The organism is Streptomyces fructofermentans (assembly GCF_014651055.1).
In the GTDB taxonomy this organism is placed as follows: domain Bacteria; phylum Actinomycetota; class Actinomycetes; order Streptomycetales; family Streptomycetaceae; genus Streptomyces; species Streptomyces fructofermentans.
The window spans coordinates 54,897-81,132 of the sequence record NZ_BMWD01000021.1; the positions used below are offsets into that span (position 1 = coordinate 54,897).

A 26,236-nucleotide genomic window follows, 5' to 3' on the forward strand; every position below is an offset into this window, starting at 1 on the left:
GCGGGTCCGGCCGGCTGTCGAGGAGGAGGCACCCCGGCGGAGGATTCCCCGCGACCGCGCGAGGCCGTCGGCGGCCCCCCGGCCGACCACCCGCGGCGGCGACGGGAAGCCGTGGTTCCCTCGCGAGGGGGAAGTTTCCCGCACAGCGCGTATGCGGGCGGTGGCAGAGGGTTAAAGTCCGGAATCGACGCGGGGTCGATCCCCGCGGGCGGCGACCCGATTCCTCCCGTGCCACCCCCGCACGGGCGGCCCCCTCGCGCTCCGGGAGTGAACCTTGACCACGGTTGACACCGCACCCGTACGAACGCACGTGCCGTCGGCCGAGCTGCACCCCACGACACTCATCGGATCCGTGCAGCGCGCGATGCGCCTCCTGGAGTCCGTCGCCCGGCACGAGCACGGCGCGCCGGCCAAGCAGTTGGCCCGTGAGGCGGGCCTCGCCCTCCCCACGGCCTACCACCTGCTGCGCACCCTGGCGCACGAGGGCTACCTCCGCCGGGAGAAGGGCCTGTTCTTCCTCGGTGAGGCCGCCGAGCGGCTCAGCAGCAGCGGCGCCCAGGAGAAGCGGCGCAGCACGGTGGCAGAGGCGCTGGGCAGATGGCGCGATTCGATCGGTGTCCCGGTCTACTACGCCGTCTACCGGGACGGTGAGATCGACGTCCAGTGCGTCGCGGACACTCCGGCGAACCCGGCGGTCGAGGAGTGGGCGGACTTCCGCGAGACCGGTCACGCCCATGCGATCGGGCAGTGTCTGCTGTCGCAGCTCGGCGACGAGGACCGCCGGAACCACCTCGACCGCTACCCCGTGCGCTCCCTCACGCCGTACACGGTGCGTGACGACCGGACCCTCCTGCGGAGGCTCGAATCCACCGTTCGGATGCAGCCGGTGATCGAGCGCCAGGAGTACGCGCTGGGGTCCGTCTGCGCCGCCGTTCCGATCACCGCCGGCAGCACGGCAGCCACTGTGGCCTTGTCGTTGCCGTCCCATCAGGTGGACCGATTGCTCCCTTCGGCCCGCCGTCTTCAGGCAGAGATCGGCAGGCTGTTGGGGTCACTCTCGCTCTCTATCAGCATCTGAAAACTCACTCCTTGTGATCTGGCGTATACGTTCAGCAAGATGCCAGCAGTGTCAGGGGGTTGATTCCCGGCCAGTCCACGGCAACGACGGGGTAGGCGATGCACGAGTCGGTAGTACAGGCAGAGGTCATGATGAGCTTCCTCGTCTCGGAGGAGCTGTCCTTCCGCATTCCCGTGGAACTGCGCTACGAGACCTGTGATCCGTACGCCGTGCGTCTGACCTTCCACCTGCCCGGGGACGCTCCGGTGACCTGGGCCTTCGGGCGCGAGCTGCTGATCGACGGGGTCGGCAGGCCGTGCGGGGACGGAGACGTGCGCATCGCGCCCACGGACACCGAGGGCTTCGGCGACGTGACGATCCGCCTCCAGGTCGGCGTCGACCAGGCGCTGTTCCGCTGCGGCACGGCGCCGCTGCTGGCCTTCCTCGACCGTACGGACCGACTGGTGCCGCTCGGTCAGGAGCGCGCCCTCGCCGACTTCGACGCCCATCTCGACGAGGCGCTGGACCGCATCCTGGCGGAGGAGCAGAGCGCGGGCTGAGCGTGTGGCCGGCGGGGGGTGGCGTAACGCTTCTCCTGTGTCGGCCCCGGTGACGGCTCCCGTCCCGCGGGAGGTCAGTGCTTGCGGCGGCGGCCACCGCCACCGCGCGACTGCGTCCGGGGCCCCGTCTGAGGCTGCGGCTGCCGTGCCGCCGGGCCGTCCGGGTTCGGACGGTCCGCCGAGACCACCAGGGCCGCGAGAGCGGTGGTGACGGGGACCGAGGCGACCAGTCCGATCGAGCCGACGAGTGTCCGCACGATCTCGACGGCGACCAACTCGCTGTTGGCCACGGTTCCGACGCCGCTCTGCGCGATCGAGAAGAGCAGCAGCAGCGGCAGGGCGGCGCCCGCGTAGGCGAGGACGAGCGTGTTCACGACGGACGCGATGTGGTCGCGGCCGATGCGGATGCCGGCGCGGTACAGCCCCCGCCAGCCCATCGTCGGGTTGGCTGCGTGCAGCTCCCAGACCGCGGAGGTCTGGGTCACCGTCACGTCGTCGAGGACACCGAGCGAACCGATGATGATGCCCGCGAGCAGCAGGCCACTCATGTCGATGGACGGATAGAGCCCGTGGATCAGACCGGTGTTGTCGTCCACGTTGCCGGTCAGCGCCGCCCAGTCGATGAACCACGAGCCGAGCAGCCCGATCAGCAGCAGGGAGAGCAGTGTGCCGACGACGGCCACGGAGGTGCGGGCCGACAGCCCGTGGCACATGTAGAGGGCGATCAGCATGATGGCGCTCGCCCCGACCACCGCCACGACCAGCGGGTTCGATCCCTGCAGGATCGCGGGCAGGATGAAGAAGGTCAGGATGAGGAAGCTGATGACCAGCGCGACCAGCGCCATGACGCCGCGCATCCGGCCCACGACGACGACGGCGACGGCGAAGATGCCGGCGAGCAGCACCAGCGGAAGCTTGCGGTTCACATCGGTGACCGCGTACTGGAGTTCCTTGGGGGCGTCGGGCGCGTAGGCCACGACGACTTCCTGGCCCTGGCTCAACTGGCGTGACGAGTCGGGCTGGATGATCTCCGTGAAGGTACGGCCCTTGTCCTTGCCTGTGTCGACCCGGACCGTCGCCTTCTTGCAGGTGCCGGTCGCCTGTTGCTGTGCCGACGATCCCTCGGCGGTGGAGGTGTCGCCGGTCGGTGTTCCTCCGGAAGCGTTCACGGACTTGCAGTCGACCTCGTCGACCTTGGTCACGGTGGCCTGCTGAGTCTGCCGGTCGAAGCCGACACCGGTGCGCTCGTGGCCGGGAGCGCCTCCGGGCCAGAGCACCACGAGACCGACGACGACCGCCGCGGCGAACGGAATCAGTACGGCCGCGATGACCTTGCGCAGGTGTACCGAGACGGGAGCGGCCGGTCCATGGCTGTGCGAGTGGCCGTGTCCGCCGCCGGGCCCGTCGCCTCCGGAACGGCCGTCGCCTCCGCCACCCGGCCCGTGGCCGCCTCCGTGCCCGTGGCCGTCGTCACCGGGTCCGTACGGCGGTTCGGACGGTGGACGTGGGGGCTGCTGCATCGTGGTCACCGACCGATCATCGCAAGAACGGCAGGGGCCCACTGTTCACCGCGCCCATTGTGACGCTAGCGTGGAGCCACCTTTGCACACGCGGGAGCTCGGAGCACCGGGCTGAGAGGGCGCTGACCTCCGTATCCGCGATGTTTCACGTGGAACATCGCCGGACGGGAAATCGCTGCGTCGACCGCTGAACCTGTTACCGGGTAATGCCGGCGTAGGGAGTAGGTCTCATGACCAACAAGGACGTACGCACGCCTGCCTCCAGTCAGACGAACGGAGCGCTCGCACCCGCCGACTCGGTGGAGGCGGTCACCCCGCCGGAGGCCCGCGAGGGCTCCGGTGCGGCACGGAACGGCGACGCGGGAAGGTCCATCGGCTGGCACAAGGGGTATGTCGAGGGTTCGCGCCCCGACCTGCGGGTGCCGGTCCGTCAGGTGCACCTCACCAACGGGCAGTCCGTCACGCTGTACGACACCTCCGGCCCGTACACCGATCCGTCCGTGGACACCGATGTGCGCAGGGGTCTCGCACCCCTTCGCGACAACTGGATCATCGCTCGCGGCGACACCGAGGAGTACGCGGGCCGTCCCGTCCGCCCCGAGGACGACGGGATCAAGCACACCTCCCCGCGCGGCGGGCTGCGCAACCTCGACGCGGTCTTCCCCGGGCGCCCGCGCCTGCCGCGCCGCAGCCGTGACGGGCGGGCCGTGACGCAACTCGCGTACGCCAGGCGGGGCGAGGTCACGCCCGAGATGGAGTACGTGGCCGTCCGTGAGAACGTGCCGACCGAGGTCGTGCGCGAGGAGATCGCGGCGGGCCGGGCCGTGCTGCCGGCCAACGTGAACCACCCGGAGATCGAGCCGATGATCATCGGCAAGCGGTTCCTGGTGAAGGTCAACGCCAACATCGGCAATTCCGCGGTCACCTCCTCCATCGAGGAGGAGGTCGACAAGATGACCTGGGCGACCCGTTGGGGCGCCGACACGGTCATGGACCTGTCCACCGGCCGCAACATCCACACCACACGTGAATGGGTACTGCGGAACTCTCCCGTCCCCATCGGCACCGTCCCGCTGTACCAGGCACTGGAGAAGGTCGACGGACGGGCCGAGGAGCTGACCTGGGAGGTCTACAAGGACACGGTCGTCGAGCAGGCCGAACAGGGCGTCGACTACATGACCGTCCACGCGGGAGTGCGGCTGTCCTATGTCCCGCTGACCGCGAACCGCAAGACCGGCATCGTCTCGCGCGGCGGCTCGATCATGGCGGCGTGGTGTCTGGCACACCACAAGGAGTCGTTCCTCTACGAGCACTTCGAGGAGCTGTGCGAGATCCTCGCCGCCTACGACGTCACCTACTCGCTCGGCGACGGTTTGCGGCCGGGGTCGATCGCGGACGCCAACGACCGTGCGCAGTTCGCCGAGTTGGAGACGCTCGGGGAACTCAACAGGGTCGCCAAGCGTTTCAACGTACAGACCATGATCGAGGGCCCGGGGCATGTCCCGATGCACAAGATCAAGGAGAACATCGACCTTCAGCAGGAGATCTGCGATGAAGCTCCTTTCTATACGCTCGGCCCGCTGACGACGGACGTCGCTCCGGCCTACGACCACATCACCTCCGGCATCGGTGCCGCGATGATCGCCTGGTGGGGCACGGCGATGCTCTGCTACGTCACGCCCAAGGAGCATCTGGGCCTCCCCAACCGCGACGACGTCAAGACGGGCGTCATCACCTACAAGATCGCGGCCCACGCGGCGGACCTCGCCAAGGGGCACCCCGGCGCCCAGGAGTGGGACGACGCGCTGTCCGACGCGCGCTTCGAGTTCCGTTGGGAGGACCAGTTCAACCTGGCCCTCGACCCGGACACGGCACGGGAGTTCCACGACGAGACCCTCCCGGCCGAACCGGCCAAGACGGCCCACTTCTGCTCCATGTGCGGGCCGAAGTTCTGCTCGATGAAGATCTCCCACGACATCCGCCGCGAGCACGGGGGATCCCAGTCGGAGATCGAGGAGGGCATGGCCCAGAAGTCGAAGGAGTTCGCGGCGAGCGGGAACCGGGTGTACCTGCCGCTCGCGGACTGACAGCCGGTGGGCGACGCCCCGGGTGCTCCGGGGCGTCGCGGATCCGGTGCCGCCACGGGGCAGCCCCGCGGCCGCTCCTGCGGGCAGACTGGACCCATGACAGCGAGAGCACTGAGCAAGGGTGCCAATCTTCCCGTCGACTCCCGCGCCGTCAGCGTCGAGCTGACCTGGTCCGCGGGTCCCGGCGTGCCGGACGTCGATGCCTCGGCTCTGCTGCTGACGGAGGCGGGACGGGTGCGGGACGACGGTGACTTCGTCTTCTACAACCAGCCGCACCACGCGTCGAGCGCGGTGAACCACCGGGGCAAGGAGGGTGCCGGGGGCGTTCTCACCGACACGGTCGAGGTGGACCTCCAGGCGCTGGAGCCGGCCGTCGAGCGGGTCGTGCTGTGCGCGTCGGCCGACGGCGGGGTCTTCGGCCAGGTGCCGGGGCTGACGCTGCGGCTGCTGGACGCCGGGACACGGGCCGAGCTCGCACGGTTCGTGATGGAGGCCGGTCCGGAGACCGCGTTCATCGGCGGCGAGCTGTACCGGCGTTCGGGGCAGTGGAAGTTCCGCGCGGTCGGCCAGGGGTACGCCTCGGGGCTGGCCGGGCTGGCGACCGACTTCGGCATCACCGTCGACGAGGAGACTCCCGACGGCGCCGCCGCGGCCGGGCAGGGCTCCGCGGGCCCTGCCTCGGCCCCCGCCACGGGTCCCGCCCCGGCACGGCCCCTCGCCGCACCCCCTGTGGCGGCACCTACCTCGCCGACACCTCCGGCTCCGGCCCCGCAGGGACCCGTACCGCCCGTCCCCGCTCCACCGTTCCCCGCTCCGCCGGTTCCGGCCGCCGCGCCCTCCCGCCCGCGCCTCGACAAGGACGAGGAGAGGCTGCCCGTCGACATGCGCAAACGGCTTTCCCTGCGCAAGGAGCAGGTGGCCGTCAGCCTGCGCAAGCACGGCGCCACCGGGCTCACCGCGCGCGTGATCCTCGTACTGGACGCCTCGGGCTCCATGTCGTTCCTCTACTCCAAGGGCGTCGTGGCCGATGTGGTCGAGCGGATGGCCGCGGTGGCCGCGCAGCTCGACGACGACGGTGAGATGCAGGCGTGGACGTTCGCCTCGAACCCGGCACGACTGCCCGATCTGCGCATCGGCGGGCTTCCCGAGTGGCTGCGGCTGCACGTCAGGGTGGGTCAGATGACCCTGTTCCGCCGCAAGAAGCCCGTCAGGGGCCTGGAGCCCGGCCAGGTGGACATGCGGGCGGTCGGCATCCAGAACGAGGAGCAGAAGGCGATCGACGAAGTCCGTACATACGTACGGAACAACCCGGCTGCCGCACCGACACTGGTGCTGTTCTTCTCCGACGGGGGCGTCTACCGGAACGCGGCGATCGAGAAGGAACTCCGCGAAGCCGTCGAGGAACCCATCTTCTGGCAGTTCGTGGGGCTGGGGCGGGCCGACTACGGGGTGCTGCAGCGCTTCGACACCCTGCCCGGCCGACGCGTGGACAACGTGGGCTTCTTCGCCGTCGACGACATCAGTACCGTTCCGGACCAGGAGCTGTACGACCGGCTCCTGTCGGAGTTCCCGAGCTGGATCACCGCAGCGCGCCAGGCGGGCATCCTCTAGGCGGCCACCCGGTCGGGCTCCCGGCAGCCGTCGAGGGGGACCGGTCCGCCCCGCGGCCGTGCTGTAACGGAAGCGCCAAGATCACCCGTGCCGCGGTCGGCGTCCCTACGCTGCCGGGCATGGGCGGGATCGATGTTGCCAACGGAGTGGTGGGCGCCGTCATCGGCATGCTGTTCGCCGTGCTGTTCCAGCAGCCGCTGCAGAACGGCTGGTACCGGTTGCGCACCCGGTCGGCGCGCGCGGTGCGCGGACTGCGGCGGCGCGAGGAGTCGAGCCCCGTGTGGAGCACCTTCTCGCTCGGCCCCCTCCACACCTCGGCCCTGATCGTCGAAGGCGACGGGGAGACCGCCATCGCCGGGGACTCCGTCTACATCCAGGTGCTCGACGAGCCGGTCGAACTTCCGCCGGACATGGCCGGGTGGCGTGCCGAGATAGCGGAGCAGAGCGAGCACCTGCGGGCCGAGGGCCGGGCGCCGCTGTGGAACGGTCCCCGCTACGCGGTCGAGTCGCTGGACGTCTCCCGGACCGCGCTCGACGAGCAGCCGGAGGTGCGTCTGCGCCTGCGGCCCACCGACTACTACACCTTTCTGGCCGCCCAGCAGCTCGACCGCCGCCTCCCCGACGGTTCGAGCCCACGGTCCCGGTACCTCGACCCGGACGACCCGCTGAAGGCTCCGGCCTTCCTGCAGTGCAGCTTCGCCGTGAACGTCGCCGTGGTGACCGCCGACGACATGCTGGTCGTCAGCCGGCGCAGCAACCAGGTCAGGATGGCGCCGGGTGTCTGGAACTCCTCGGTCAACGAGGGCATGTCACGGCACATCGACTCCTCCGGCAGAAGCGCTCCCGACCTGCACGCCGTCGCCCGGCGCGGCATGCGGGAGGAGCTGTCCCTGGAGCCCCACGAGTACGCGCTCGAACTGCTCGCCTTCGTGCTGGACGTCGACAAGCGCCACTGGAGCGCGCACTACTACGCCAGGCTGAAGGACCTGACCCGTGAGGACCTGCGGACCCGGATGAGCAGAGGGGTCGCGGACCGGTGGGAGCACCAGACCATCGACTACGTGCCCTTCCGCCCCGCGGCCGTGGTCAAGTACCTGCTGCGGCCCGACCGGCGCCACCGGTGGGCGCCCCTCGCTCCCGCCCTCTTCCACCTCGCCCTGGTGCACGTCTTCAGCCGGACACCGGTCGAGAGGGCGGTCGCGCAACTGGTGCGTCGCCTCTAGGAGAAGCGCGCGGCGCTCCCGGCGGAGGGCAGCACGCAGCGCGGTGACCGCCCACCGCCCGGGCAGCCCTCGTACGCCTCTCGCGCACTCCACCTGTCCGGCACCCGCCCCGCGCCCGCCCGGCTGCCGGCCCCCGCGGGGCCCGGCACCGGACGGTTTCACTCCGGCTTGTGCTCCGGTCCTCCGAAGTCCGGGCTGCTGAAGTCCGGACTGGAGTAACTGGGGCGGGGGCCCGCCGCCGGTCCGCCGTCGGGGCTGCTGAAGCCCGGACGGTTGTAGCCGAGGTGCGGCATGCGGCCGGCCGGCGGTGACGGCTTCGACCTGTCGGGGACGGTCGGAGCCGGGTTGGCGAGCGCGTCCCTGAGGAACGGCAGGATGCCGCGCTCCAGGAGGGCGTCGCGCCAGGCATCCCTGGCGCGGGCGAGTTCCTCGTTGGGTTCGCCCTGCGCGCCGACCCGCAGTGAGCCGGCGCCGTCGCGCAGCGCGGTGAGGACGAGGCCGACCCCGGCCACCAGGATCGTGGCGGCCGTGATCGCGCCGAAGACCCACCCGGTGTTGAGGAGGGTCTGCGCGATGCCCGGCTCGGGGTCGAGCATCTTCAGGACGTAGCCGACGAGCAGGAAGATCGCCGCGGCGGTGCCGGCGAGTACGGGCGCCAGCACCGCGACGACGGCGGCGGCACCCGCCCCGGCGGTCTCGGCGACCTCTCCCATTGCGGTGGCGAGCCCCATGGCGCCCGTGCCCTGGTCCGTGGAGCCGGTGGACCCTTCGCGGACGGGAGGGGTGGACGGCGCCGGCCGGCGCAGTTCCTCGCGGACCTTCACATAGTGCTGGTACTCGGTCGCCGCGGCCGCCGTGATGAGTGCGGTGGCGTTGAGCGCCATCGTGCGCAGCTGCTCGGGGTTGAGCCGCTGACCCACAGCGGCGAGTTCCGGACGGTGTGGTGCGGAGCGCAGCGCCTCATCGAGGATCCGCTCGTACTCTTGGCGGTCCTCACTCGGCAGGTGCTGCGGAACGCTGTTCATGTGCATCCCCCGATGCTCCGTAGGGCTTGGGGCTCGGCATGCTGACGAGCCGTCGGGCAGAAACGGAGGGGAGCCTGCTACGGATAAGCCGATGGTAGAGCGGCGAAGGCACACGGTGACAGGGGGTTTCCAGAAATTGCCCCCACCCCGCGGCGGTCCTGCGCCGGAGAGTGCCGCTCCGGTGAACGCTCAGTCGTCCAGCGGAAGTTGCTGGACCAACAGCTTTCCGGCCATGGTCACGCCGCCGTCCATCGCGATGGCGAGGCCGTCGGCGTAGACGTGCGGTCCGGCGACCACGTGTGCCGAGGGGTCCGCGCCCTCCTCCGGCCCGCCCTCGCCCAGGAGGTACGGAATCGGGCTGTGGCCATGGACGATGCGCGAGCCGCCGTAGGTGTCGAGGAGGGAGCGCACGGCCTGCGCGCCGCCGTCGTCGCGGAACGCGAACCGCCGGGTGAACTTGCGGAAGAGGTCCCAGACCTCGTCCGCGTCGTTCCGGGTGAGCGCCTCGCGGACCGTGTCGTTGACCGCCTCGATGGAGTCGCCGTAGTCGAGGTACGCGGTGGTGTCGGAGTGCACCAGAAGGTGTCCGTCCGCCACCTCCATGGCGTCCAGGCGGGCCATCCACTGGAGGTGGTGGTCCTGGAGGCGGTCCATGTCGGTCTTCTGGCCGCCGTTGAGCAGCCAGGCCGCCTGGAAGGTGGCCGTTCCCGCGCCGGAGTTGACGGGGGTGTCGCCGAACCGCTTGGCGCCGAGCAGCAGCAGCTCGTGGTTGCCCATCAGGGCCTTGCAGTAGCCGCCGGCCGCCGCGGCCTCCGCGGACAGCCGCATCACGAGGTCGATGACGCCGATGCCGTCGGGCCCGCGGTCGGTGAAGTCGCCGAGGAACCAGAGCCGCGACGTCCCGGCGGCCCAGCCGCCGTCGATGTCGATGAGGCCCTTCTCGCGCAGTGCGGCGACCAGCTCGTCGAGATAGCCGTGCACGTCGCCGACGACGTACAGCGCGCCCGGGCCGTCGGCCGCCTGCGGCACCTGTCCGGCTTCGGGGTCGACGCTCACCTGGAGTGTGTCGCCGCGGTTGATGACGGGCAGATCGCGCTGCGTCGGGGTGTAGCCCACCGGCTCGGCGGCGGGCCCGGCGCCCTCGCCGACGTCCGCCCGGCCCGGGTGGGAGCCGGGCACGGCGTGGGGCGCGGGCGCCTCGGCGCGTGCCCCGGGGACGTCCGCGTACGGCGCGGGGGCCTCGGGGTACGGATCGGCGGTCTGGTCGTACACCTCGTCAGGGTGCGGGTACGGGCCGGCGGACTGCGCGTACGGACCGGCCTCGTGCACGTACGCCGGCACGCGGAAGTCGCGCACCGTCGGCGTCCGCACCGCGGGTCCCTGACCGGCCCCCTGAGTCATCGACCCCTCCACCACCATCGCGCCGCATCTGCACCGCGTCGGACTGCCTGGTCGCAGCGGCCCGCGGTGTCGTCCGCCCATCATAGGAATGCGGATCGCGCCATGTGATGACCCAGGGGTGGTGAATCGAAGCAGAACCCCAGTTCACCGTGGTTTTCTCCCGAATTGGGAGGGGCTTTCCCCGCTGGGGGTCACCCCTCCTCCGGCGACCTGGGCGGACTGACGGTCGTCCGCGGCGACCGTCGCTCGGACGAGGTACGCACCATCAGCTCGGTCGGTATCACCTGCTCGACCGGTTGGTCCGATTCGACCCCCTCGATCGCGTCGATGAGGAGCTGGACCACGGCCGTGCCGATCCGGCGCGGTTTCAGTGAGAGCGTGGTGATGGGCGGCTCGGTGGTGGCGTAGACGGTGGACTCGCTGCAGCACACGAGGAGCAGGTCCTCCGGTACGCGCAGGCCGTAGCGGCGGGCCGCGGCGAGCAGGTCGGTGCCGTTGGGGTCGAAGAGTCCGTACACGGCGTCGGGCCGGTCGGGCCGGGCGAGCAGTCGGTCGGCGGCCACGGCGCCCGCGCACGGATCGTGCGCGGGATAGGCCTCGTACACCGGATCCTGGCCCACGCGCTCGCACCACCGCAGATAGGCGGTCGTGGAGAGGCGGGTGTACGTGTCGGTGGTCGTCCCCGTCAGCAGACCGATTCTGCGGGCGCCGGCGTCGGCCAGGTGGTCGAGGATGCCGAGCACCGCGGCCTCGTGGTCGTTGTCCACCCACGCGGTCACCGGCAGCGAGCCGGCCGGGCGGCCGTCGGAGACCACCGGTAACCCCTGGCGGACCAGTTCGCTGACGACCGGGTCCTGGTCGGAGGGGTCGATGACGACCGTCCCGTCCAGTGCCACGTTCGACCACACGTCGTGGCGCGAGGTCGCGGGGAGGATGACCAGGGCGTAGCCCCGTGCGAGCGCGGCCGACGTGGCGGCTCTGGCCATCTCCGCGAAGTACGCGAACTCCGTGAAGGTGAAAGGTTCATCCCCGTAGGTCGTCACGGTCAGGCCGATGAGGCCCGACTTTCCGGTACGGAGCGTTCGGGCCGCGGCCGAGGGGCGATAGCCCAGCCGGTCGGCGACCTCGCGGACATGGCGTCGGGTGGCGTCCGGGAGCCGCCCCTTGCCGTTGAGTGCGTCGGACACCGTCGTAATGGAGACCCCGGCGGCCGCGGCCACGTCTCTGATGCCCGCCCGGCCAGGCCGGCTGCCTCGGCGTGAGGTCTCCGACCGGCTCACCTGGTGCTTCCCTGCTGCTGTCATGGCGAGCCGATAGTAGGGCTCATGCGGTGGGGTAGTGCGGACGCATATGCACCCGTTGACAGGCACGTTTCTGCATGGTCATTCGCAATCAATTGCCTTCGAAATCAAGGGAGTTGACCGTTTCAATGGCAGTACGTCACTCGTCGGTGCGCAAAGGCCTGCCAAAGGGGCCATGTTTCGAAGAGGTCTCAACTCACCTTCACGAGGGATGCGCGCCACGGCGTGAGCCACCGGCGCGAAAGCGGATGGGCAGCGCGCCCCCTGTTTCGTACGCCTTGTGCGGTGATGCCCGGGAGTGGGTGCGCGGTGGGTCCCGAGCCATACGCTCCGGCTGCGAATCCTCTTAAGGTGAGCAGTATTGGAAGCCGGCGGCGTTCGTGAGCCGGAGATGATCACGAGGAGGACTGCGGTGAGCGAGACGAGCCCCAAGCTGCGAGCCGAGCTGGAGGGTATCCCCACGTACAAGCCGGGGAAGCCCGCCGCGGCCGGCCCGGTGGCCTACAAGCTGTCCTCCAACGAGAACCCGTACCCGCCGCTGCCCGGCGTGACGGAGAGCATGGCCGCGGCGGCCGGCTCCTTCAACCGCTACCCGGACATGGCGTGCACCGGGCTGATGAACGAGCTGGCGGACCGCTTCGGGGTGCCGCTCTCGCACCTCGCCACCGGTACGGGATCGGTCGGTGTCGCCCAGCAGCTCCTGCAGGCGACCTCGGGTCCGGGCGACGAGGTGATCTACGCCTGGCGGTCCTTCGAGGCGTACCCGATCATCACCCAGATCAGCGGCGCCACCTCGGTGCGCGTACCGCTGACGCCGGGTGACGTGCACGACCTCGACGCGATGGCCGAGGCGATCACCGACCGTACGCGGCTGATCTTCGTCTGCAACCCCAACAACCCCACGGGCACGGCGGTGCGCCGGACCGAGCTCGAGCGGTTCCTCGACCGGGTGCCGAGCGACGTCCTCGTGGTGCTGGACGAGGCGTACCGGGAGTTCGTACGGGACGTCGAGGTGCCGGACGGGGTCGAGCTGTACCGGAACCGGCCGAACGTCTGCGTGCTGCGCACGTTCTCCAAGGCGTACGGCCTCGCCGGGCTCCGGGTGGGCTTCGCGATCGCCCACGAGCCGGTGGCGGCGGCGCTGCGCAAGACGGCCGTGCCCTTCGGCGTGAGCCAGCTCGCGCAGGACGCGGCGGTCGCCTCGCTGCGGGCCGAGGACGAGCTGCTCGGCCGGGTCGGCTCGCTGGTGTCCGAGCGGGCCCGGGTCCTCGCGGTCCTGCGCGGTCAGGGCTGGACGGTGCCGGACTCGCAGGCGAACTTCGTCTGGCTGCGGCTCGGCGAGCGCACCCTCGACTTCGCCGCCGCGTGCGAGCAGGCCGGAGTGGTCGTGCGGCCGTTCGCCGGCGAGGGCGTCCGCGTGACGGTGGGCGAGACCGAGGCGAACGACATCTTCCTGAAGGTGACGGAGGGCTTCCGCAAGGAGGCGTAGCCGAGTCGGCGGCGAGGAGGGCTCGCCACCGGGCCCCGGACGAGCGTGCGGAGCCCGTTCGCCCGGGGCGCGCCCGCCCGGGACCGGGGCAGTGGCGCCCACCCGGAGTCCGCCCGGGGCCCGCCCGGGGCCGCCCACCCGGTGCCGAATGCTCGGCGCGCTGTGCCGGGAGCACTCGGGGACGCGGCGGCGGGGCGGGCGCGGTCGCACCGGCGGGGTGCGGGCCGGGCGTACAGGGGAGCTGTCCGTCCGGGGCCGTCGAACCGCCCGTCCCGCCCGTCCCGGGTGGCTCTTCGGCCCCCGCGGGCCCACCCGGTGACGGGGCCGCACGTGATGTGGAGCACCCCGGATTCGCCGTGACCCGCCCCGGCCTGGGCCTCTCGTGCCCGAGGGCCGGGGCGTCCCGCATTAGGGACCCCCCACCCGTCATCAGTCGAACGGCCATGCGTCATAATTGCTTGTGAATGTGAACGCGTTCACAAGCGTGTCCCGGTTGGTCCCGTGATGTCTTGTTCCGAGCGGGGCAAACTGCCGCTGTCACCACAGCGATGTAAGGAGACTGACGACGTGGAATTGGCTTTGGCGCCAGAGACGCTGGCGCGATGGCAGTTCGGTATCACCACCGTCTACCACTTCCTCTTCGTCCCGCTCACGATCTCGCTCGCCGCGCTCACCGCGGGGCTGCAGACCGCCTGGGTGAGGACGGAGAACGAGAAGTACCTCAGGGCGACGAAGTTCTGGGGCAAGCTCTTCCTGATCAATATCGCGATGGGCGTGGTCACGGGGATCGTGCAGGAGTTCCAGTTCGGCATGAACTGGTCGGACTACTCGCGCTTCGTCGGTGACATCTTCGGTGCTCCGCTGGCCTTCGAGGCGCTGATCGCCTTCTTCTTCGAGTCCACCTTCATCGGCCTGTGGATCTTCGGCTGGGACAAGCTGCCGAAGAAGATCCATCTCGCCTGCATCTGGATGGTCTCGGTCGGCACGATCCTCTCGGCCTACTTCATCCTCGCGGCCAACTCATGGATGCAGCACCCGGTCGGCTACCGGATCAACGAGGAGCGCGGCCGGGCCGAGCTCACCGACTTCTGGCAGGTCCTGAGTCAGAACACGGCGGTCGCCCAGGGCTTCCACACCCTCTCGGCCGCCTTCCTGACGGGCGGCGCCTTCATGGCGGGCATCGCGGCCTTCCACCTGGCGCGCAAGCGGCACATCCCGGTCATGAAGACCTCGCTGCGCCTGGGGCTGGTCACGCTCATCGTCGGCGGTCTGCTCACCGCCATCAGCGGTGACACCCTCGGCAAGGTCATGTTCAAGCAGCAGCCGATGAAGATGGCCGCCGCCGAGGCGCTGTGGGACGGCGAGGCGCCCGCGCCCTTCTCGATCTTCGCCTACGGCGACGTCGACGCCGGCCACAACAAGGTCGCCATAGAGATCCCGGGTCTGCTGTCCTTCCTGGCCAACGACGACTTCACCTCGTACGTGCCCGGCATCAACGACGTCAACAAGGCCGAGCAGGAGCGCTTCGGTCCGGGCGACTACCGGCCCAACATCCCCGTCGCCTACTGGGGCTTCCGCTGGATGATCGGCTTCGGCATGACGTCGCTCGCCATCGGCGTCGTCGGACTGTGGCTCACCAGGAAGAAGTTCCTGCTGCCGCAGCATCTGCGGGTGGGTGAGGACGAGGTGCCGAACGTGGTCCTGTTCCGCCGCAAGCCCCTCGGCCCGTCACTGTCCAAGTGGTACTGGCGGATCGCGTTCCTGACGCTGGGCTTCCCGCTGATCGCCAACTCCTGGGGTTGGATCTTCACCGAGATGGGCCGCCAGCCGTGGGTCGTCTACGGCGTGCTGCAGACGCGCGACGCGGTCTCCCCCGGTGTGTCGCAGGGTGAGGTGCTCGCCTCGATGATCGTCTTCACGGCGCTCTACGCGGTTCTCGCCGTCATCGAGGTCAAGCTGCTCGCGAAGTACATCAAGGCCGGACCGCCCGAGCTGACCGAGGCCGACCTCAACCCGCCCACGAAGATCGGCGGCGACCCTCGTGACGCCGACAAGCCGATGGCCTTCTCCTACTAGGCCGAGGGAGCCGCTGAGTCATGGAACTTCACGACGTCTGGTTCGTTCTCATCGCCGTCCTGTGGATCGGCTACTTCTTCCTGGAGGGCTTCGACTTCGGAATCGGTGTCCTCACGAAGCTGCTCGCCCGGGACCGGGCCGAGAAGCGGGTACTGATCAACACCATCGGGCCCGTCTGGGACGGCAACGAGGTGTGGCTGCTCACGGCCGGCGGCGCGACCTTCGCTGCCTTCCCCGAGTGGTACGCCACGCTGTTCTCCGGCTTCTACCTGCCGCTGCTGCTGATCCTGGTCTGCCTGATCGTGCGCGGAGTCGCGTTCGAGTACCGGGCCAAGCGCCCGGAGGAGCAGTGGCAGCGCAACTGGGAGACCGCGATCTTCTGGACCTCGCTGCTGCCCGCGTTCCTGTGGGGCGTGGCCTTCGGCAACATCGTGCGGGGCGTGAAGATCGATCAGGACATGGAGTACGTGGGCAACCTCTGGGACCTGCTCAACCCGTACGCCGTTCTGGGCGGTCTGGTCACGTTGACGCTGTTCACCTTCCACGGAGCGGTGTTCGCGGCTCTCAAGACCCTCGGCGACATCAGGGAGAGGGCGCGGGCGATGGCGCTGTGGCTCGGCCTGACGACGGCCGTGCTCGCGCTGATCTTCCTCCTCTGGACGCAGGTGGAGAACGGTAACGGGCAGAGCCTGGTGGCGCTGGTCGTGGCGGTGGTGGCGCTGGTCGCGGCCATCGGGGCGAACCAGATGGGGCGCGAGGGCTGGGCGTTCGCCCTGTCCGGAGTGACGATCGTGGCCGCCGTCGCGATGCTCTTCCTGACGCTCTTCCCGAACGTGATGCCGTCCTCGCTCAACGAGGAGTGGAGCTTGACCGTCACCAACGCCTCGTCGAGCCCCTACACCCTGAAGATCATGACCTGGTGCGCGGCGATCGCCACGCCGGTGGTGCTGCTCTACCAGAGCTGGACGTACTGGGTGTTCCGCAAGCGGATCGGTACGCATCACATCGCCGAGTCCGTGCACTGACACCGATGAATCCAAGGGGCTGTTTCACGTGAAACAGCCCCGATGTGAAGAGGTGGGTGTTTCACGTGAAACACCCCTGTTCGACCCAAGGGTGTGTTTCACGTGAAACCGATTGACCCGCGACTGCTGCGATACGCACGGGCCACCCGCTTCTTCCTGATGGCCGTGGTGGGCCTGGGTGTCGTGGGGGCGGTGCTGGTCATCGCCCAGGCGATGCTCATCTCCGAAGTTGTGGTCGGCGCCTTCGAGCAGGGGTTGGCGGTAGCGGAACTCCGCACCCCGCTGCTGCTGTTGGCGGCCGTCGCGCTGGGCCGAGCTCTTGTCTCCTGGCTCACGGAACTCGCCGCGCACCGGGCGAGCGCGGCGGTCAAGTCGGAGCTGCGGGGGCGGCTCCTGGAGCGCGCCGCCGCTCTCGGTCCGGGGTGGCTGAGCGGGCAGCGCACCGGCTCGCTCGTCGCGCTGGCAACCCGGGGGGTCGACGCGCTCGACGACTACTTCTCGCGCTATCTGCCGCAGTTGGGGCTCGCGGTGGTCGTACCCGTGGCGGTACTGGCCCGGATCGTCACCGAGGACTGGGTGTCCGCGGCGATCATCGTCGGCACCCTGCCGCTCATCCCCGTGTTCATGATGCTCATCGGCTGGGTCACCCAGTCCCAGATGGACCGTCAGTGGACGCTGCTGTCACGGCTCTCGGGGCACTTCCTGGACGTGGTCGCCGGCCTCCCCACCCTGAAGGTCTTCGGGCGGGCCAAGGCGCAGGCCGAGTCGATCCGGCGGATCACCGGTGAGTACCGGCAGGCGACGATGCGAACCCTGCGGATCGCCTTCATCTCGTCGTTCGCCCTGGAACTGCTCGCCACGATCTCGGTCGCCCTGGTCGCGGTGACGATCGGCATGCGGCTCGTCCACGGCGAGATGTCCTTGTACGACGGCCTGGTCGTGCTGATCCTCGCCCCCGAGGCGTACCTGCCGCTGCGTCAGGTGGGAGCGCAGTACCACGCGGCGGCGGAAGGGCTGTCGGCCGCCGAGGAGATCTTCGCCGTCCTGGAGACGCCTGTCCGGACCCCCGGAGCGGCCACCGCTCCGCGGTCCGCGGGGATGCGCCTGGACGGCGTGACGGTGCGCTACCCGGGTCGGTCCTCCGACGCGGTCACGGAGGTGTCGCTGACCGTCGAGCCCGGGGAGACGGTGGCCCTCGTCGGCCCCAGCGGGGTGGGCAAGTCGACGCTGCTGAGTGTGCTGCTGGGTTTCGTGGAGCCCACCTCGGGCCGGGTGAGCGCCGGGGGAGCCGATCTCGCCGAGGTGGACATCGAGGAGTGGCGCTCCCGCATCGCCTGGGTGCCGCAGCGTCCGCACCTCTACGCCGGGTCCGTTGCCGACAACGTACGGCTCGCGCGGCCGGGGGCCGACGACGCCGAGGTGCGTGACGCCCTGCGCGAGGCCGGGGCCCTGGATTTCGTGGACGCACTCCCGGACGGGTCGCGGACGGTCCTCGGTGAGGGCGGAGCCGGGCTGTCCGCCGGGCAGCGTCAGCGGCTGGCACTGGCGAGGGCGTTCCTGGCGGACCGGCCGATCCTGCTCCTGGACGAGCCGACCGCTTCGCTGGACGGGGCGACCGAGGCCGAGATCGTCGAGGCGGTCCGCCGTCTCGCGGTCGGGCGGACCGTGCTCCTCGTCGTCCACCGGCCCGCCCTGCTGGACGTCGCGGACCGGGTCGTGCGGCTGGAGCAGACGGAGTCCGCCGGCGTGGACACCTCCGTCAGCGGCGCTACGGTGACGCGCCGCGCCGATCCGGTGGCGGCGGAGACCGTCGCCGCCGAGGGAGCGGTGCCCGCGGCCGAGGGCGGCCACCGAGACGGCCTCGCACGCGTGCGCGCCATGGCCGGGCCCCGCAGGGGACGGCTCGCGCTGGCGCTCCTGCTGGGCAGCCTCGCGCTCGGCAGTGCCGTGGGGCTGATGGCCACCTCCGGCTGGCTGATCTCCAGGGCCTCCCAGCAGCCGCCCGTGCTCTACCTGATGGTCGCGGTCACGGCCACCCGTGCGTTCGGGATCGGCCGGGCCGTCTTCCGGTACGCCGAGCGACTGGTGTCGCACGACGCCGTGCTGCGGATGCTCGCGGACACCAGGGTCGCCGTGTACCGGCGGCTCGAACGGCTCGCGCCCGCCGGGCTGCGCGACACGCGGCGCGGCGACCTCCTCTCACGGCTCGTCGCCGACGTCGACGCCCTGCAGGACTACTGGCTGCGCTGGCTGCTGCCCGCCGCGGCCGCCGCCGTGGTGTCGGCCGGGTCCGTCGGGTTCACGGCCTGGCTGCTGCCCGAGGCGGGAGCCGTCCTCGCCGCCGGACTGCTGACCGCCGGCGTGGGGGTCCCGCTGGTGACCGGAGCGGTCGCCCGCCGTGCGGAGCGCAGGCTGGCGCCCGCCCGCGGTGTGCTCGCGACCGGGGTGGCCGACCTCCTCACCGGTACCGCCGAGCTGACCGTCGCCGGAGCCCTGCCCGCACGCGCCGCCGAGGCGCGGCGGGCCGACGCCGAGCTGACCCGGATCGCCTCGCGTGCGGCCACCGCCACCGCGCTGGGCGACGGGCTCACGGCGCTCGTCTCCGGACTCACCGTGGCGGCCACCGCGCTCGTGGGGGTCCAGGCGGTCCTGGACGGGCGACTGAGCGGTGTGGCGATGGCCGTCGTCGTCCTCACCCCGCTCGCGGCGTTCGAGGCCGTTCTCGGCCTGCCGCTCGCCGTCCAGTACCGGCAGCGGGTGCGCAGGAGCGCGGAACGCGTGTACGAGGTTCTCGACGCGCCCGAGCCCGTGCGGGAGCCCGAGCGCCCGGCGGCGGCGCCCGGGTCGCCCTTCCCCGTCGTGGTGAGCGGGCTCACCGCCCGGCACGCGGGGCAGGAGCGCGACGCGCTCACCGGAGTGGACCTGACGCTCGACCGCGGGCGCCGCATCGCCGTCGTGGGGCCGTCGGGCTCCGGCAAGACCACCCTCGCGCAGGTGCTGCTGCGGTTCCTGGACCCGGGTTCGGGGACGTACACGCTCGGCGGAACCGACGCGTACGGCATGGGCGGCGACGACGTGCGGCGACTGGTCGGGCTGTGCGCGCAGGACGCGCACCTCTTCGACAGCTCGGTGCGGGAGAACCTGCTGCTCGCGCGCAAGGACGCGACCGACGACGCGTTGCGGGACGTGCTCGGGCGGGTGCGGCTCCTGGAGTGGGCGGACGGCCTGCCCGACGGGCTCGACACCATGATCGGGGAGCACGGGGCCCGGCTGTCGGGCGGGCAGCGGCAGCGGCTCGCGCTGGCCCGCGCGCTGCTGGCCGACTTCCCCGTGCTGGTGCTCGACGAGCCCGCGGAGCATCTGGACCTGGCGACCGCCGACGCTCTCACCGCCGATCTGCTGGCCGCGACGCGAGGCCGTACGACGTTGCTGATCACGCACCGGCTGGCGGGGCTGGACGCGGTGGACGAGGTGGTCGTGCTGGCCGGCGGACGGGTCGTGCAGCGGGGGCCCCACGCGGCTCTGGTCGACGAGGAGGGCCCGCTGCGGGAGATGTCCGAGCGGGAGGCCCGGACGGAGGCCCTGGCCGCCGTGCGCTGAACGGCCGCCACCGGGGCTCGGCAGAGGGCTCCGGCACCGCGGCCCGGTGGTGCGTGCCGGGCCATCTGCGGGGTGCCCCGCAGATGGCCCGGGCGTCCGGCGGCAGGGTGCGGCGCAGGTATGCGGCCTGAGGGGAGTTGCCGGGTCCGAGGCGGCCGTCCGGCGCGCGAAGGCCGTCCGGCGGCCCGGAGACCGTGCGGTCCTCCCCCGGAAGCCGTGCTGTCCACCGGAAGTCGGCCGCGTCGGGCGGCGTCGTGTCGTGGGGGCCGCACGCGACCGTACGCGGGCACGCGGCACCCACGGAAGAGAACCGAACCAATCCGGCTTCCTATTACAAAAGGTACTAACTAGGCTCGGGTCATGTCAGAAGCACCGGCTCCCGGAGCCGGCCCTCATCCCGAGGACCTGCCGCAGTTGATGGAGGCGATGCGGTCGGTGGGGAGCGGGCTGGAACTGCACGCCACGCTGGAGCGGATCTGCGAGACCGCGGCCGAGCTGGCGGACGCCAGTTACGCGGCCATCGGGGTCGTGGCGGAGGACGGCGACGGCCTCGCCGAATTCGTGTACCAGGGTGTCGGCGGAGAGGCGTCCCGGCTGATCGGGCGCCTGCCCGGCGGCCGGAAGGGGCTGCTCGGGGCACTGATCCGGGAGTCCGAACCCCTGCGGCTCGCGGACCTGAACGCGGACCCTCAGTCCTTCGGGCTCACCGAGGACCATCCGCCGATGCGCAGCTTCCTGGGCGTCCCCATCCACGTGGACGGGGAGATCTTCGGCAATCTCTACCTGGCGGACAAGCGCAGCGGCGGCCCGTTCGACGACCACGACCTCGACATGGTGCGCGTACTGGCCCGCGAGGCCGGCATCGCGGTGCGCAACGCGCACCTCTACGAGGCGGCCAAGCAGCGCGAGCGCTGGATCGACGGTTCCGTGGCCGTCACGACCGCCCTGCTCTCCGGAGGGGACGCCGACGAGGCGCTCCAGGTCGTCGCGGAACAGGCCCGCCGCCTCTCGGGCGCGGCGGCCGCTCTCGTGCTGCTGCCCGCCTCCGCGGGCGGTCTGGAGATCGTCGCCGTGGCGTCCGAGCATCCGTCGAGGGCCCTGGGCCTGGTCGTCCCGCCGGAGAGCGAGGTCGTGAGCCAACTCCTCGCGGGACACGACGTGTTCGTGGAGGACGCCGCCGACGACCCGCGTCTGGACGCCGAACTCACCCGCGGCTACGGGCCGACCATGATCCTCCCGCTCCAGAGCGACGGCCGCGTCCTGGGAACGCTCCTGATGGCCCGGGGCACGGGGGCGCGGCAGTTCTCCGGCGCCGAGCGCACGCTGGCGACGCAGTTCGCCTCGCAGGCCGCCCTCGCGCTCATGATGGCCGAGGCCCAGCGCGACAGGGAGCGGCTCGCGGTCTACGAGGACCGTGACCGGATCGCCCGCGACCTGCACGACCTCGTCATCCAGCGGCTCTTCGCCACCGGCATGATGCTGGAGAGCGCCCAGCGCGGAACGCTGGTGCCCGAGGTGCGCAAGGGCGTCGGCAAGGCGGTCGACGAACTGGACGTCACCATCCAGGAGATCCGCACGGCCATCTTCGCGCTCCAGCAGGGCCCGGCCGACGTCCCGGCCGGTCTGCGGACCCGTGTGCTGCGCGAGAGCAACATGGCGGCCGTCCCCCTCGGCTTCAAGCCCTCGCACCACTTCGCCGGCCCCGTCGACACGGTCGTCGGCGAACTCACGGCCAAGAACCTCATCGCGGCGCTCCGCGAGGCACTGTCCAACGCGTTCCGGCACGCGGCGGCCTCCCGTATCGACGTCACCGTCGACGCGACCGTGCAGATGCCGGACGGACGGGCCGGCGTCAGGCTGACCGTCGCGGACGACGGTGTCGGCATCCCGCAGGGCGGCCGCCGCAGCGGGCTGAAGAACCTGAAACGACGGGCGGAGTCGCTGGGCGGGGACAGTTGGTACGGCCCGGGGATCGGCGAGAACGGCGGTGGCGCGTCGGTGGTGTGGGAGGCGCCCTACTGAACCGTCCGCGGGCGCACGCACGCTGCGGGCGGCCGGGTCGGGCGACCCGCCGAAGTCATGGGTGGGCGTGCCCTGTTCGGCCGAGCGCGATGCTCCATCCGTGACCGCCGGTCCCCCGGGTGCACCCCTTGAACAGGCCCGCCGGGCGTCCCCGCGACACGATCCGTGTCATGCGCCTCTCCCGACGCCACCCGCTGATCCTGCCCGTGCTGCTGTGCGCGCTGGCCGTCCTGGCCGTCCGGCCCACGACGGCGGCGGGCGACGCCGACGGTGTCGCCGACGCCGCCGGGCCGGAGTCCGGGGCCAGTGCCGAGGTGGTGCGCCTGTACGAGGAGGCCTCCCTGGCGACGCAGCGGTACGAGGCGGGGCGCCGGGCGGCCGAGGTCCAGCGGGCCAGGGCGCAGCGGCTGGAGCGGCTCCTGGAACGGGAGCGGGGGGACATCGCCGCCCTGCACGGGGAGCTGGGCCGGATCGCCCGCGCCCAGTACCGCACCGGAGGAGGAGTGCCGCACGCCGTGCGGCTCCTGCTCGCGGACAGTCCCGAGGAGCTGATGCGTGGTCAGCACGCCATCTGGCAGGCGGACCTGGCGGTCGACAACACGATCAGCAAGAGCCGCCGGGCCGAGGCGCGGCTCGCCGCGGACGAGGCGAAGGCGGCGTCGGCCTGGCAGGCGCTGGAGCGGCGCAAGGGGGAGCTCGCCGGGATCAAGCGCGGTGTCGAGCAGCGGCTGGAGGAGGCCCAGTGGACGCTTCAGGGGCAGGCCGACGCCTCGGTCGCGGCCGGCGCGTGCCGTGGAGCGGTGCGTCTCGACCAGCCGCCGACGGGCTACACGCAGCCGTGGGTCGCGCCCGTGGAGACGTACCGGCTCTCCGCGGGGTTCGGCAGCGGCGGCGACCGCTGGGCGAGCCGGCACACGGGGCAGGACTTCGCGGTGGACATCGGCACACCGGTGCGTTCGGCCGGCGAGGGGCGCGTGGTGAAGGTGTCGTGCGGCGGCGCGTTCGGCATCGAGGTCGTCGTGCGGCACCCGGGCGGCTACTACACGCAGTACGCCCACCTCGCCGCCGTCACCGTGGACCAGGGCGACCGGGTGACCGCGGGGCAGTGGATCGGGCAGTCGGGCACGACCGGCAACTCGACGGGGCCGCACCTCCACTTCGAGGTGCGGCTGACGCCTCAGCTCGGTTCCGGCGTCGATCCGCGGGAGTGGATGGCGGAGCGCGGGGTGACCCTGTGAACGGCCGGACGTGAACGCGCGCCGCTGAGCGGCACGAGCGAGCGGGCCGCCGCCGTCCCCGGCCGACCGCCCGGGAAACCCGCGTCCCCGGTCGACCGCCCGGAAACCCGCTCACAGGCCGGTCGCCCGGGAACCCGGCTCACAGGCCGCTCGCCGGCCGGCCCGGCCCGCCCGGAGCCGCGGCTATCCGTGTTCGGCGAGGATCCGCTCGATGACGACCGCGACCCCGTCCTCGTTGTTGGCGACCGTGCGTCCGGAGGCCGCGGCGATCACGTCGGGGTGGGCGTTGCCCATCGCGTAGGAACGGCCGGCCCAGCTGAGCATCTCGACGTCGTTCGGCATGTCCCCGAAGGCGACGACCTCCTCGTGCGAGATGCCGCGCTCGGCGCAGCACAGCGCCAGCGTGCTGGCCTTGGACACGCCGGGTCCGCTGATCTCCAGGAGTGCGCTGGGGCTGGAGCGGGTGACGTTGGCGCGGTCGCCGATGGCCAGGCGGGCGGTCATCAGGAAGTCGTCCGGGGCGATCTCGTGGTGGTACGCAAGGATCTTGAGCACCGGCTCACCCGCGCCCGGTCCGTCCGGCGCGAGGAGTTCCTCGGCGGGGGCGAGGGTGTCGGGCGCCTCCATGTGCATCTTCGGGTAGTCGGGCTCCTGGTGGAAGCCGTACGTCTGCTCGACGGCGACCACGGTGCCGGGCGCGGCGTCGCGGAGCAGCCGTACGGCGTCGAGCGCGTTCTCCCGCGCGAGTTCCCGGATCTTGACGAAGCGGTGGGCGCCGGGGCCGCCGTGCAGGTCGACCACGGCGGCGCCGTTGCCGCAGATCGCGAGGCCGTGCCCGTGGACGTGGTCGCTGACGACGTCCATCCAGCGGGCCGGACGGCCGGTCACGAAGAAGACCTCGATGCCGGCCTGCTCGGCGGCGGCCAGGGCGGCGACCGTACGCGGCGAGACCGACTTGTCGTCGCGCAGCAGGGTGCCGTCGAGATCCGTGGCGATCAGGCGGGGCGGGAGAGTGGAGGCCGGGGTCCCGGGCCGTCGGGTCGCTGAGGTCACCCGGTCATTCTCGCGCATATGCGTGCACGGGCGTGCGGCGGTCCGCACAGGTGAGTGCGGAGGGCTCCCACCTGCTGCTTTCGCCGCATACGCCGCCTGGTACGGGACGGCATCGGGCTGCGGCGCCCCCACAGCCGTCGCCTCCGGCGCGCCTGGCGCCGAGGCGAGTGCCCCGGCGCCCGGTGCGCCCGCCGCTCAGCCGAGCTGCGCGACAGCCTCCATCGCGATGTGCTCGAAGACCTTCTCGTCCGCCGCGAAATCCGAGTCCGGGATGGGCCAGTGGACCACGATGTCCGTGAACCCCAGCTCCATGTGCCGTCCGGCGAAGTCGACGAACGCGTCGAGTGACTCCAGGGGGCGCCCGCGGTCCGGGGTGAAGCCCGTCAGCAGGACCTTGTCGAGGCCGTCCACGTCCCGGCCGACCGCCTCGCACGCGGCGGCCAGCTTCTCGGTCTGTCCGCGCAGGGCGTCGACCGACTGTTCGGGCGTACCCGTCTCGAACAGCTTCGGGTCGCCCGTCGTCACCCACGCCTGCCCGTACGACGCGGCGAGCCGGAGCCCGCGCGGGCCGGTGGCGGCCACCGCGAACGGCAGCCGGGGGCGCTGGACGCAGCCCGGGATGTTGTGGGCCTCGCGCGCCGAGTAGAAGGCGCCCTCGTACGTCACGGAGTCCTCGGTGAGCAGCCGGTCGAGCAGCGGCACGAACTCCCCGAAGCGGTCGGCGCGCTCCCGGGGCGTCCACGGCTCCTCGCCGGCGCCCAGCAGCGTGGTGGCGTCGAAGCCGTTGCCGCCTGCTCCGATGCCCAGTGTGACCCGGCCGCCGGAGATGTCGTCGAGGGAGATCAGTTCCTTGGCGAGGGGCACCGGATGCCGGAAGTTCGGCGAGGTCACCAGGGTGCCGAGGCGCATGCGGTCGGTGGCTCCCGCGGCGGCGGTCAGCGTCGGCACCGCGCCGTACCAGGGCCCCTCGCGGAAAGTCCGCCACGCGAGGTGGTCGTACGTGAAGGCGGTGTGGAACCCGAGCTGCTCGGCGCGCTGCCAGGTGGCACGGCCTCCCTCGTGCCAGCGGAGGTACGGCAGGATCACGGTGCTCAGGCGCAGACTCATGATTCAGAGCCTAAGCGCAGCGGCGGGTCGTCCTCCCGCCGTGATCCGGGAGGCGGAGGCCCACGGAGGCCGGCGGGACGTGCGCAGCACGGCCTGCCGCGGGGCCCGGGCACGGTGATCGCGCTCCGGAACGGTCCGGCTAGTGCGGGGCGGGGAAGCGCAGATAGCGCGGGGGTACGGCCGCCGTGAGCCAGACGCCGTTGGCGCTGACCCGGAAGACGTGTCCGTCCCGGTGCATCGCGGCGGCGTCCACGGAGAGCACGACGGGCGTGCCGCGGCGGGCTCCGACCCGGGTGGCGGTCTCGCGCTCCGGCGAGAGGTGCACGTCGTGGCGGTTCATGGGCCTCAGGCCCTCGGCGCGGATCGCGTCCAGGTTCCGGCCGACGGTGCCGTGGTAGAGGTACGCGGGCGGGGTCGCGGGCTCCAGCCCCAGGTCGACCTCGACGGAGTGGCCCTGGCTGGCTCGGATCCTGGTGCCCGCGACGGCGAACCGCCGCTTGTCGTTGTGCGCCACCACGTGATCGAGCTCGTCCCGGCTGAAGCGGAAGCCGTGCGCGGCGGCCGCGGCCATCAGCGTCTCGATCTCGACCCAGCCGCCCTCGTCGAGCGTGAGCCCGATCCGTTCCGGCTGGTGGCGGAGATGCTTCGAGAGGTACTTGGACACCTTCACGGTGCGTCTCTCGTCCATGCCGTTCCCACTCGCCCCGTCGTCGTCCGTACGGTTGTCGTCCGTACCGCTCCTGTCCATCCCGACAGAGTGCCTGGCGAGACGCGGATCACGCAGGTGATTTTGTGCCCGAGGTTTGATCCACAGCCAAGTCGGTTTTCCACAGGGGGAGTT

18 protein-coding genes are annotated in these 26,236 nt (G+C 71.4%); 11 read left to right on the forward strand and 7 right to left on the reverse strand.

Annotated features, from left to right (window positions below; translation table 11 throughout):
* Positions 1 to 274: 274 nt before the first annotated feature.
* Both IE265_RS25975 and IE265_RS25980 read left to right on the forward strand, forming a co-directional pair.
* Positions 275 to 1,078 (forward strand): IclR family transcriptional regulator, encoded by an 804-nt coding sequence (locus IE265_RS25975; protein ID WP_373303015.1) that lies wholly within the window; start codon positions 275 to 277, stop codon positions 1,076 to 1,078.
* 98 nt (positions 1,079 to 1,176) lie between these two features.
* Entirely contained in the window at positions 1,177 to 1,617 is a 441-nt protein-coding gene (locus IE265_RS25980) for an SsgA family sporulation/cell division regulator (protein WP_190038108.1), read from the forward strand.
* Between the two features lie 74 nt (positions 1,618 to 1,691).
* Here IE265_RS25980 and IE265_RS25985 read toward each other — a convergent pair whose 3' ends face one another.
* Complete coding sequence (locus tag IE265_RS25985; RefSeq protein ID WP_190038109.1) at positions 1,692 to 3,146, reverse strand: YibE/F family protein; 1,455 nt, start codon at positions 3,144 to 3,146, stop codon at positions 1,692 to 1,694.
* A 221-nt stretch (positions 3,147 to 3,367) separates the two neighbouring features.
* Here IE265_RS25985 and thiC point away from each other — a divergent pair, with 221 nt between their 5' ends.
* From thiC to IE265_RS26000, 3 genes are all read left to right on the forward strand, one after another.
* On the forward strand, positions 3,368 to 5,224 hold the full coding sequence (gene thiC / locus IE265_RS25990) for a phosphomethylpyrimidine synthase ThiC (protein ID WP_229916528.1): 1,857 nt from the start codon (positions 3,368 to 3,370) through the stop codon (positions 5,222 to 5,224).
* A 96-nt stretch (positions 5,225 to 5,320) separates the two neighbouring features.
* A complete protein-coding gene (locus IE265_RS25995; RefSeq protein WP_190038110.1) occupies positions 5,321 to 6,835 on the forward strand; it encodes a VWA domain-containing protein in 1,515 nt (504 codons plus the stop codon).
* A gap of 119 nt (positions 6,836 to 6,954) precedes the next feature.
* Positions 6,955 to 8,058 (forward strand): hypothetical protein, encoded by a 1,104-nt coding sequence (locus IE265_RS26000; protein WP_190038111.1) that lies wholly within the window; start codon positions 6,955 to 6,957, stop codon positions 8,056 to 8,058.
* Between the two features lie 158 nt (positions 8,059 to 8,216).
* Here IE265_RS26000 and IE265_RS26005 read toward each other — a convergent pair whose 3' ends face one another.
* The 3 genes from IE265_RS26005 to IE265_RS26015 form a co-directional block, all read right to left on the reverse strand.
* Positions 8,217 to 9,089, reverse strand: coding sequence for a hypothetical protein (locus IE265_RS26005; protein WP_190038112.1), 873 nt, complete (start codon positions 9,087 to 9,089; stop codon positions 8,217 to 8,219).
* 183 nt (positions 9,090 to 9,272) lie between these two features.
* Positions 9,273 to 10,499 carry a metallophosphoesterase gene (locus IE265_RS26010; RefSeq protein ID WP_373303020.1) on the reverse strand — a complete coding sequence of 409 codons (1,227 nt, stop codon included), beginning with the start codon at positions 10,497 to 10,499 and terminating at the stop codon, positions 9,273 to 9,275.
* Positions 10,500 to 10,675: 176 nt separating this feature from the next.
* The gene (locus IE265_RS26015; protein WP_190038114.1) at positions 10,676 to 11,788 is read right to left on the reverse strand and encodes a LacI family DNA-binding transcriptional regulator; all 1,113 of its coding nucleotides are present in this window, start codon (positions 11,786 to 11,788) and stop codon (positions 10,676 to 10,678) included.
* A 409-nt stretch (positions 11,789 to 12,197) separates the two neighbouring features.
* Here IE265_RS26015 and hisC point away from each other — a divergent pair, with 409 nt between their 5' ends.
* From hisC to IE265_RS26045, 6 genes are all read left to right on the forward strand, one after another.
* On the forward strand, positions 12,198 to 13,274 hold the full coding sequence (hisC, locus tag IE265_RS26020) for a histidinol-phosphate transaminase (protein WP_190038115.1): 1,077 nt from the start codon (positions 12,198 to 12,200) through the stop codon (positions 13,272 to 13,274).
* 567 nt (positions 13,275 to 13,841) lie between these two features.
* Positions 13,842 to 15,350, forward strand: coding sequence for a cytochrome ubiquinol oxidase subunit I (locus IE265_RS26025; RefSeq protein WP_190038116.1), 1,509 nt, complete (start codon positions 13,842 to 13,844; stop codon positions 15,348 to 15,350).
* Between the two features lie 20 nt (positions 15,351 to 15,370).
* Entirely contained in the window at positions 15,371 to 16,375 is a 1,005-nt protein-coding gene (gene cydB, locus IE265_RS26030) for a cytochrome d ubiquinol oxidase subunit II (protein WP_190038117.1), read from the forward strand.
* A 102-nt stretch (positions 16,376 to 16,477) separates the two neighbouring features.
* The gene (gene cydD, locus IE265_RS26035) at positions 16,478 to 19,975 is read left to right on the forward strand and encodes a thiol reductant ABC exporter subunit CydD (RefSeq protein ID WP_190038118.1); all 3,498 of its coding nucleotides are present in this window, start codon (positions 16,478 to 16,480) and stop codon (positions 19,973 to 19,975) included.
* Positions 19,976 to 20,335: 360 nt separating this feature from the next.
* Positions 20,336 to 21,997 carry a GAF domain-containing sensor histidine kinase gene (locus IE265_RS26040; RefSeq protein ID WP_190038119.1) on the forward strand — a complete coding sequence of 554 codons (1,662 nt, stop codon included), beginning with the start codon at positions 20,336 to 20,338 and terminating at the stop codon, positions 21,995 to 21,997.
* A gap of 170 nt (positions 21,998 to 22,167) precedes the next feature.
* On the forward strand, positions 22,168 to 23,235 hold the full coding sequence (locus tag IE265_RS26045; protein WP_190038120.1) for a M23 family metallopeptidase: 1,068 nt from the start codon (positions 22,168 to 22,170) through the stop codon (positions 23,233 to 23,235).
* 183 nt (positions 23,236 to 23,418) lie between these two features.
* Here IE265_RS26045 and IE265_RS26050 read toward each other — a convergent pair whose 3' ends face one another.
* From IE265_RS26050 to IE265_RS26060, 3 genes are all read right to left on the reverse strand, one after another.
* Positions 23,419 to 24,306 (reverse strand): Cof-type HAD-IIB family hydrolase, encoded by an 888-nt coding sequence (locus tag IE265_RS26050; protein WP_190038121.1) that lies wholly within the window; start codon positions 24,304 to 24,306, stop codon positions 23,419 to 23,421.
* 177 nt (positions 24,307 to 24,483) lie between these two features.
* Positions 24,484 to 25,395, reverse strand: a complete 912-nt coding sequence (locus IE265_RS26055; protein WP_190038122.1) for an LLM class flavin-dependent oxidoreductase — start codon at positions 25,393 to 25,395, stop codon at positions 24,484 to 24,486.
* 139 nt (positions 25,396 to 25,534) lie between these two features.
* A complete protein-coding gene (locus IE265_RS26060) occupies positions 25,535 to 26,083 on the reverse strand; it encodes an RNA 2'-phosphotransferase (RefSeq protein WP_190038198.1) in 549 nt (182 codons plus the stop codon).
* Positions 26,084 to 26,236 lie beyond the last annotated feature (153 nt).

Coding starts and splice junctions, on each gene's coding strand:
- IE265_RS26055 (WP_190038122.1), bottom strand. CDS start 25,395: ATGAGTCTGCGCCTGAGCACCGTGATCCTGCCGTACCTCCGCTGGCAC.
- IE265_RS26050 (WP_190038121.1), bottom strand. CDS start 24,306: ATGCGCGAGAATGACCGGGTGACCTCAGCGACCCGACGGCCCGGGACC.
- thiC (WP_229916528.1), top strand. CDS start 3,368: ATGACCAACAAGGACGTACGCACGCCTGCCTCCAGTCAGACGAACGGA.
- IE265_RS26060 (WP_190038198.1), bottom strand. CDS start 26,083: ATGGACGAGAGACGCACCGTGAAGGTGTCCAAGTACCTCTCGAAGCAT.
- IE265_RS26005 (WP_190038112.1), bottom strand. CDS start 9,089: ATGCACATGAACAGCGTTCCGCAGCACCTGCCGAGTGAGGACCGCCAA.
- IE265_RS26040 (WP_190038119.1), top strand. CDS start 20,336: ATGTCAGAAGCACCGGCTCCCGGAGCCGGCCCTCATCCCGAGGACCTG.
- IE265_RS26000 (WP_190038111.1), top strand. CDS start 6,955: ATGGGCGGGATCGATGTTGCCAACGGAGTGGTGGGCGCCGTCATCGGC.
- IE265_RS26045 (WP_190038120.1), top strand. CDS start 22,168: ATGCGCCTCTCCCGACGCCACCCGCTGATCCTGCCCGTGCTGCTGTGC.
- IE265_RS25995 (WP_190038110.1), top strand. CDS start 5,321: ATGACAGCGAGAGCACTGAGCAAGGGTGCCAATCTTCCCGTCGACTCC.
- IE265_RS26015 (WP_190038114.1), bottom strand. CDS start 11,788: ATGACAGCAGCAGGGAAGCACCAGGTGAGCCGGTCGGAGACCTCACGC.
- IE265_RS25980 (WP_190038108.1), top strand. CDS start 1,177: ATGCACGAGTCGGTAGTACAGGCAGAGGTCATGATGAGCTTCCTCGTC.
- cydB (WP_190038117.1), top strand. CDS start 15,371: ATGGAACTTCACGACGTCTGGTTCGTTCTCATCGCCGTCCTGTGGATC.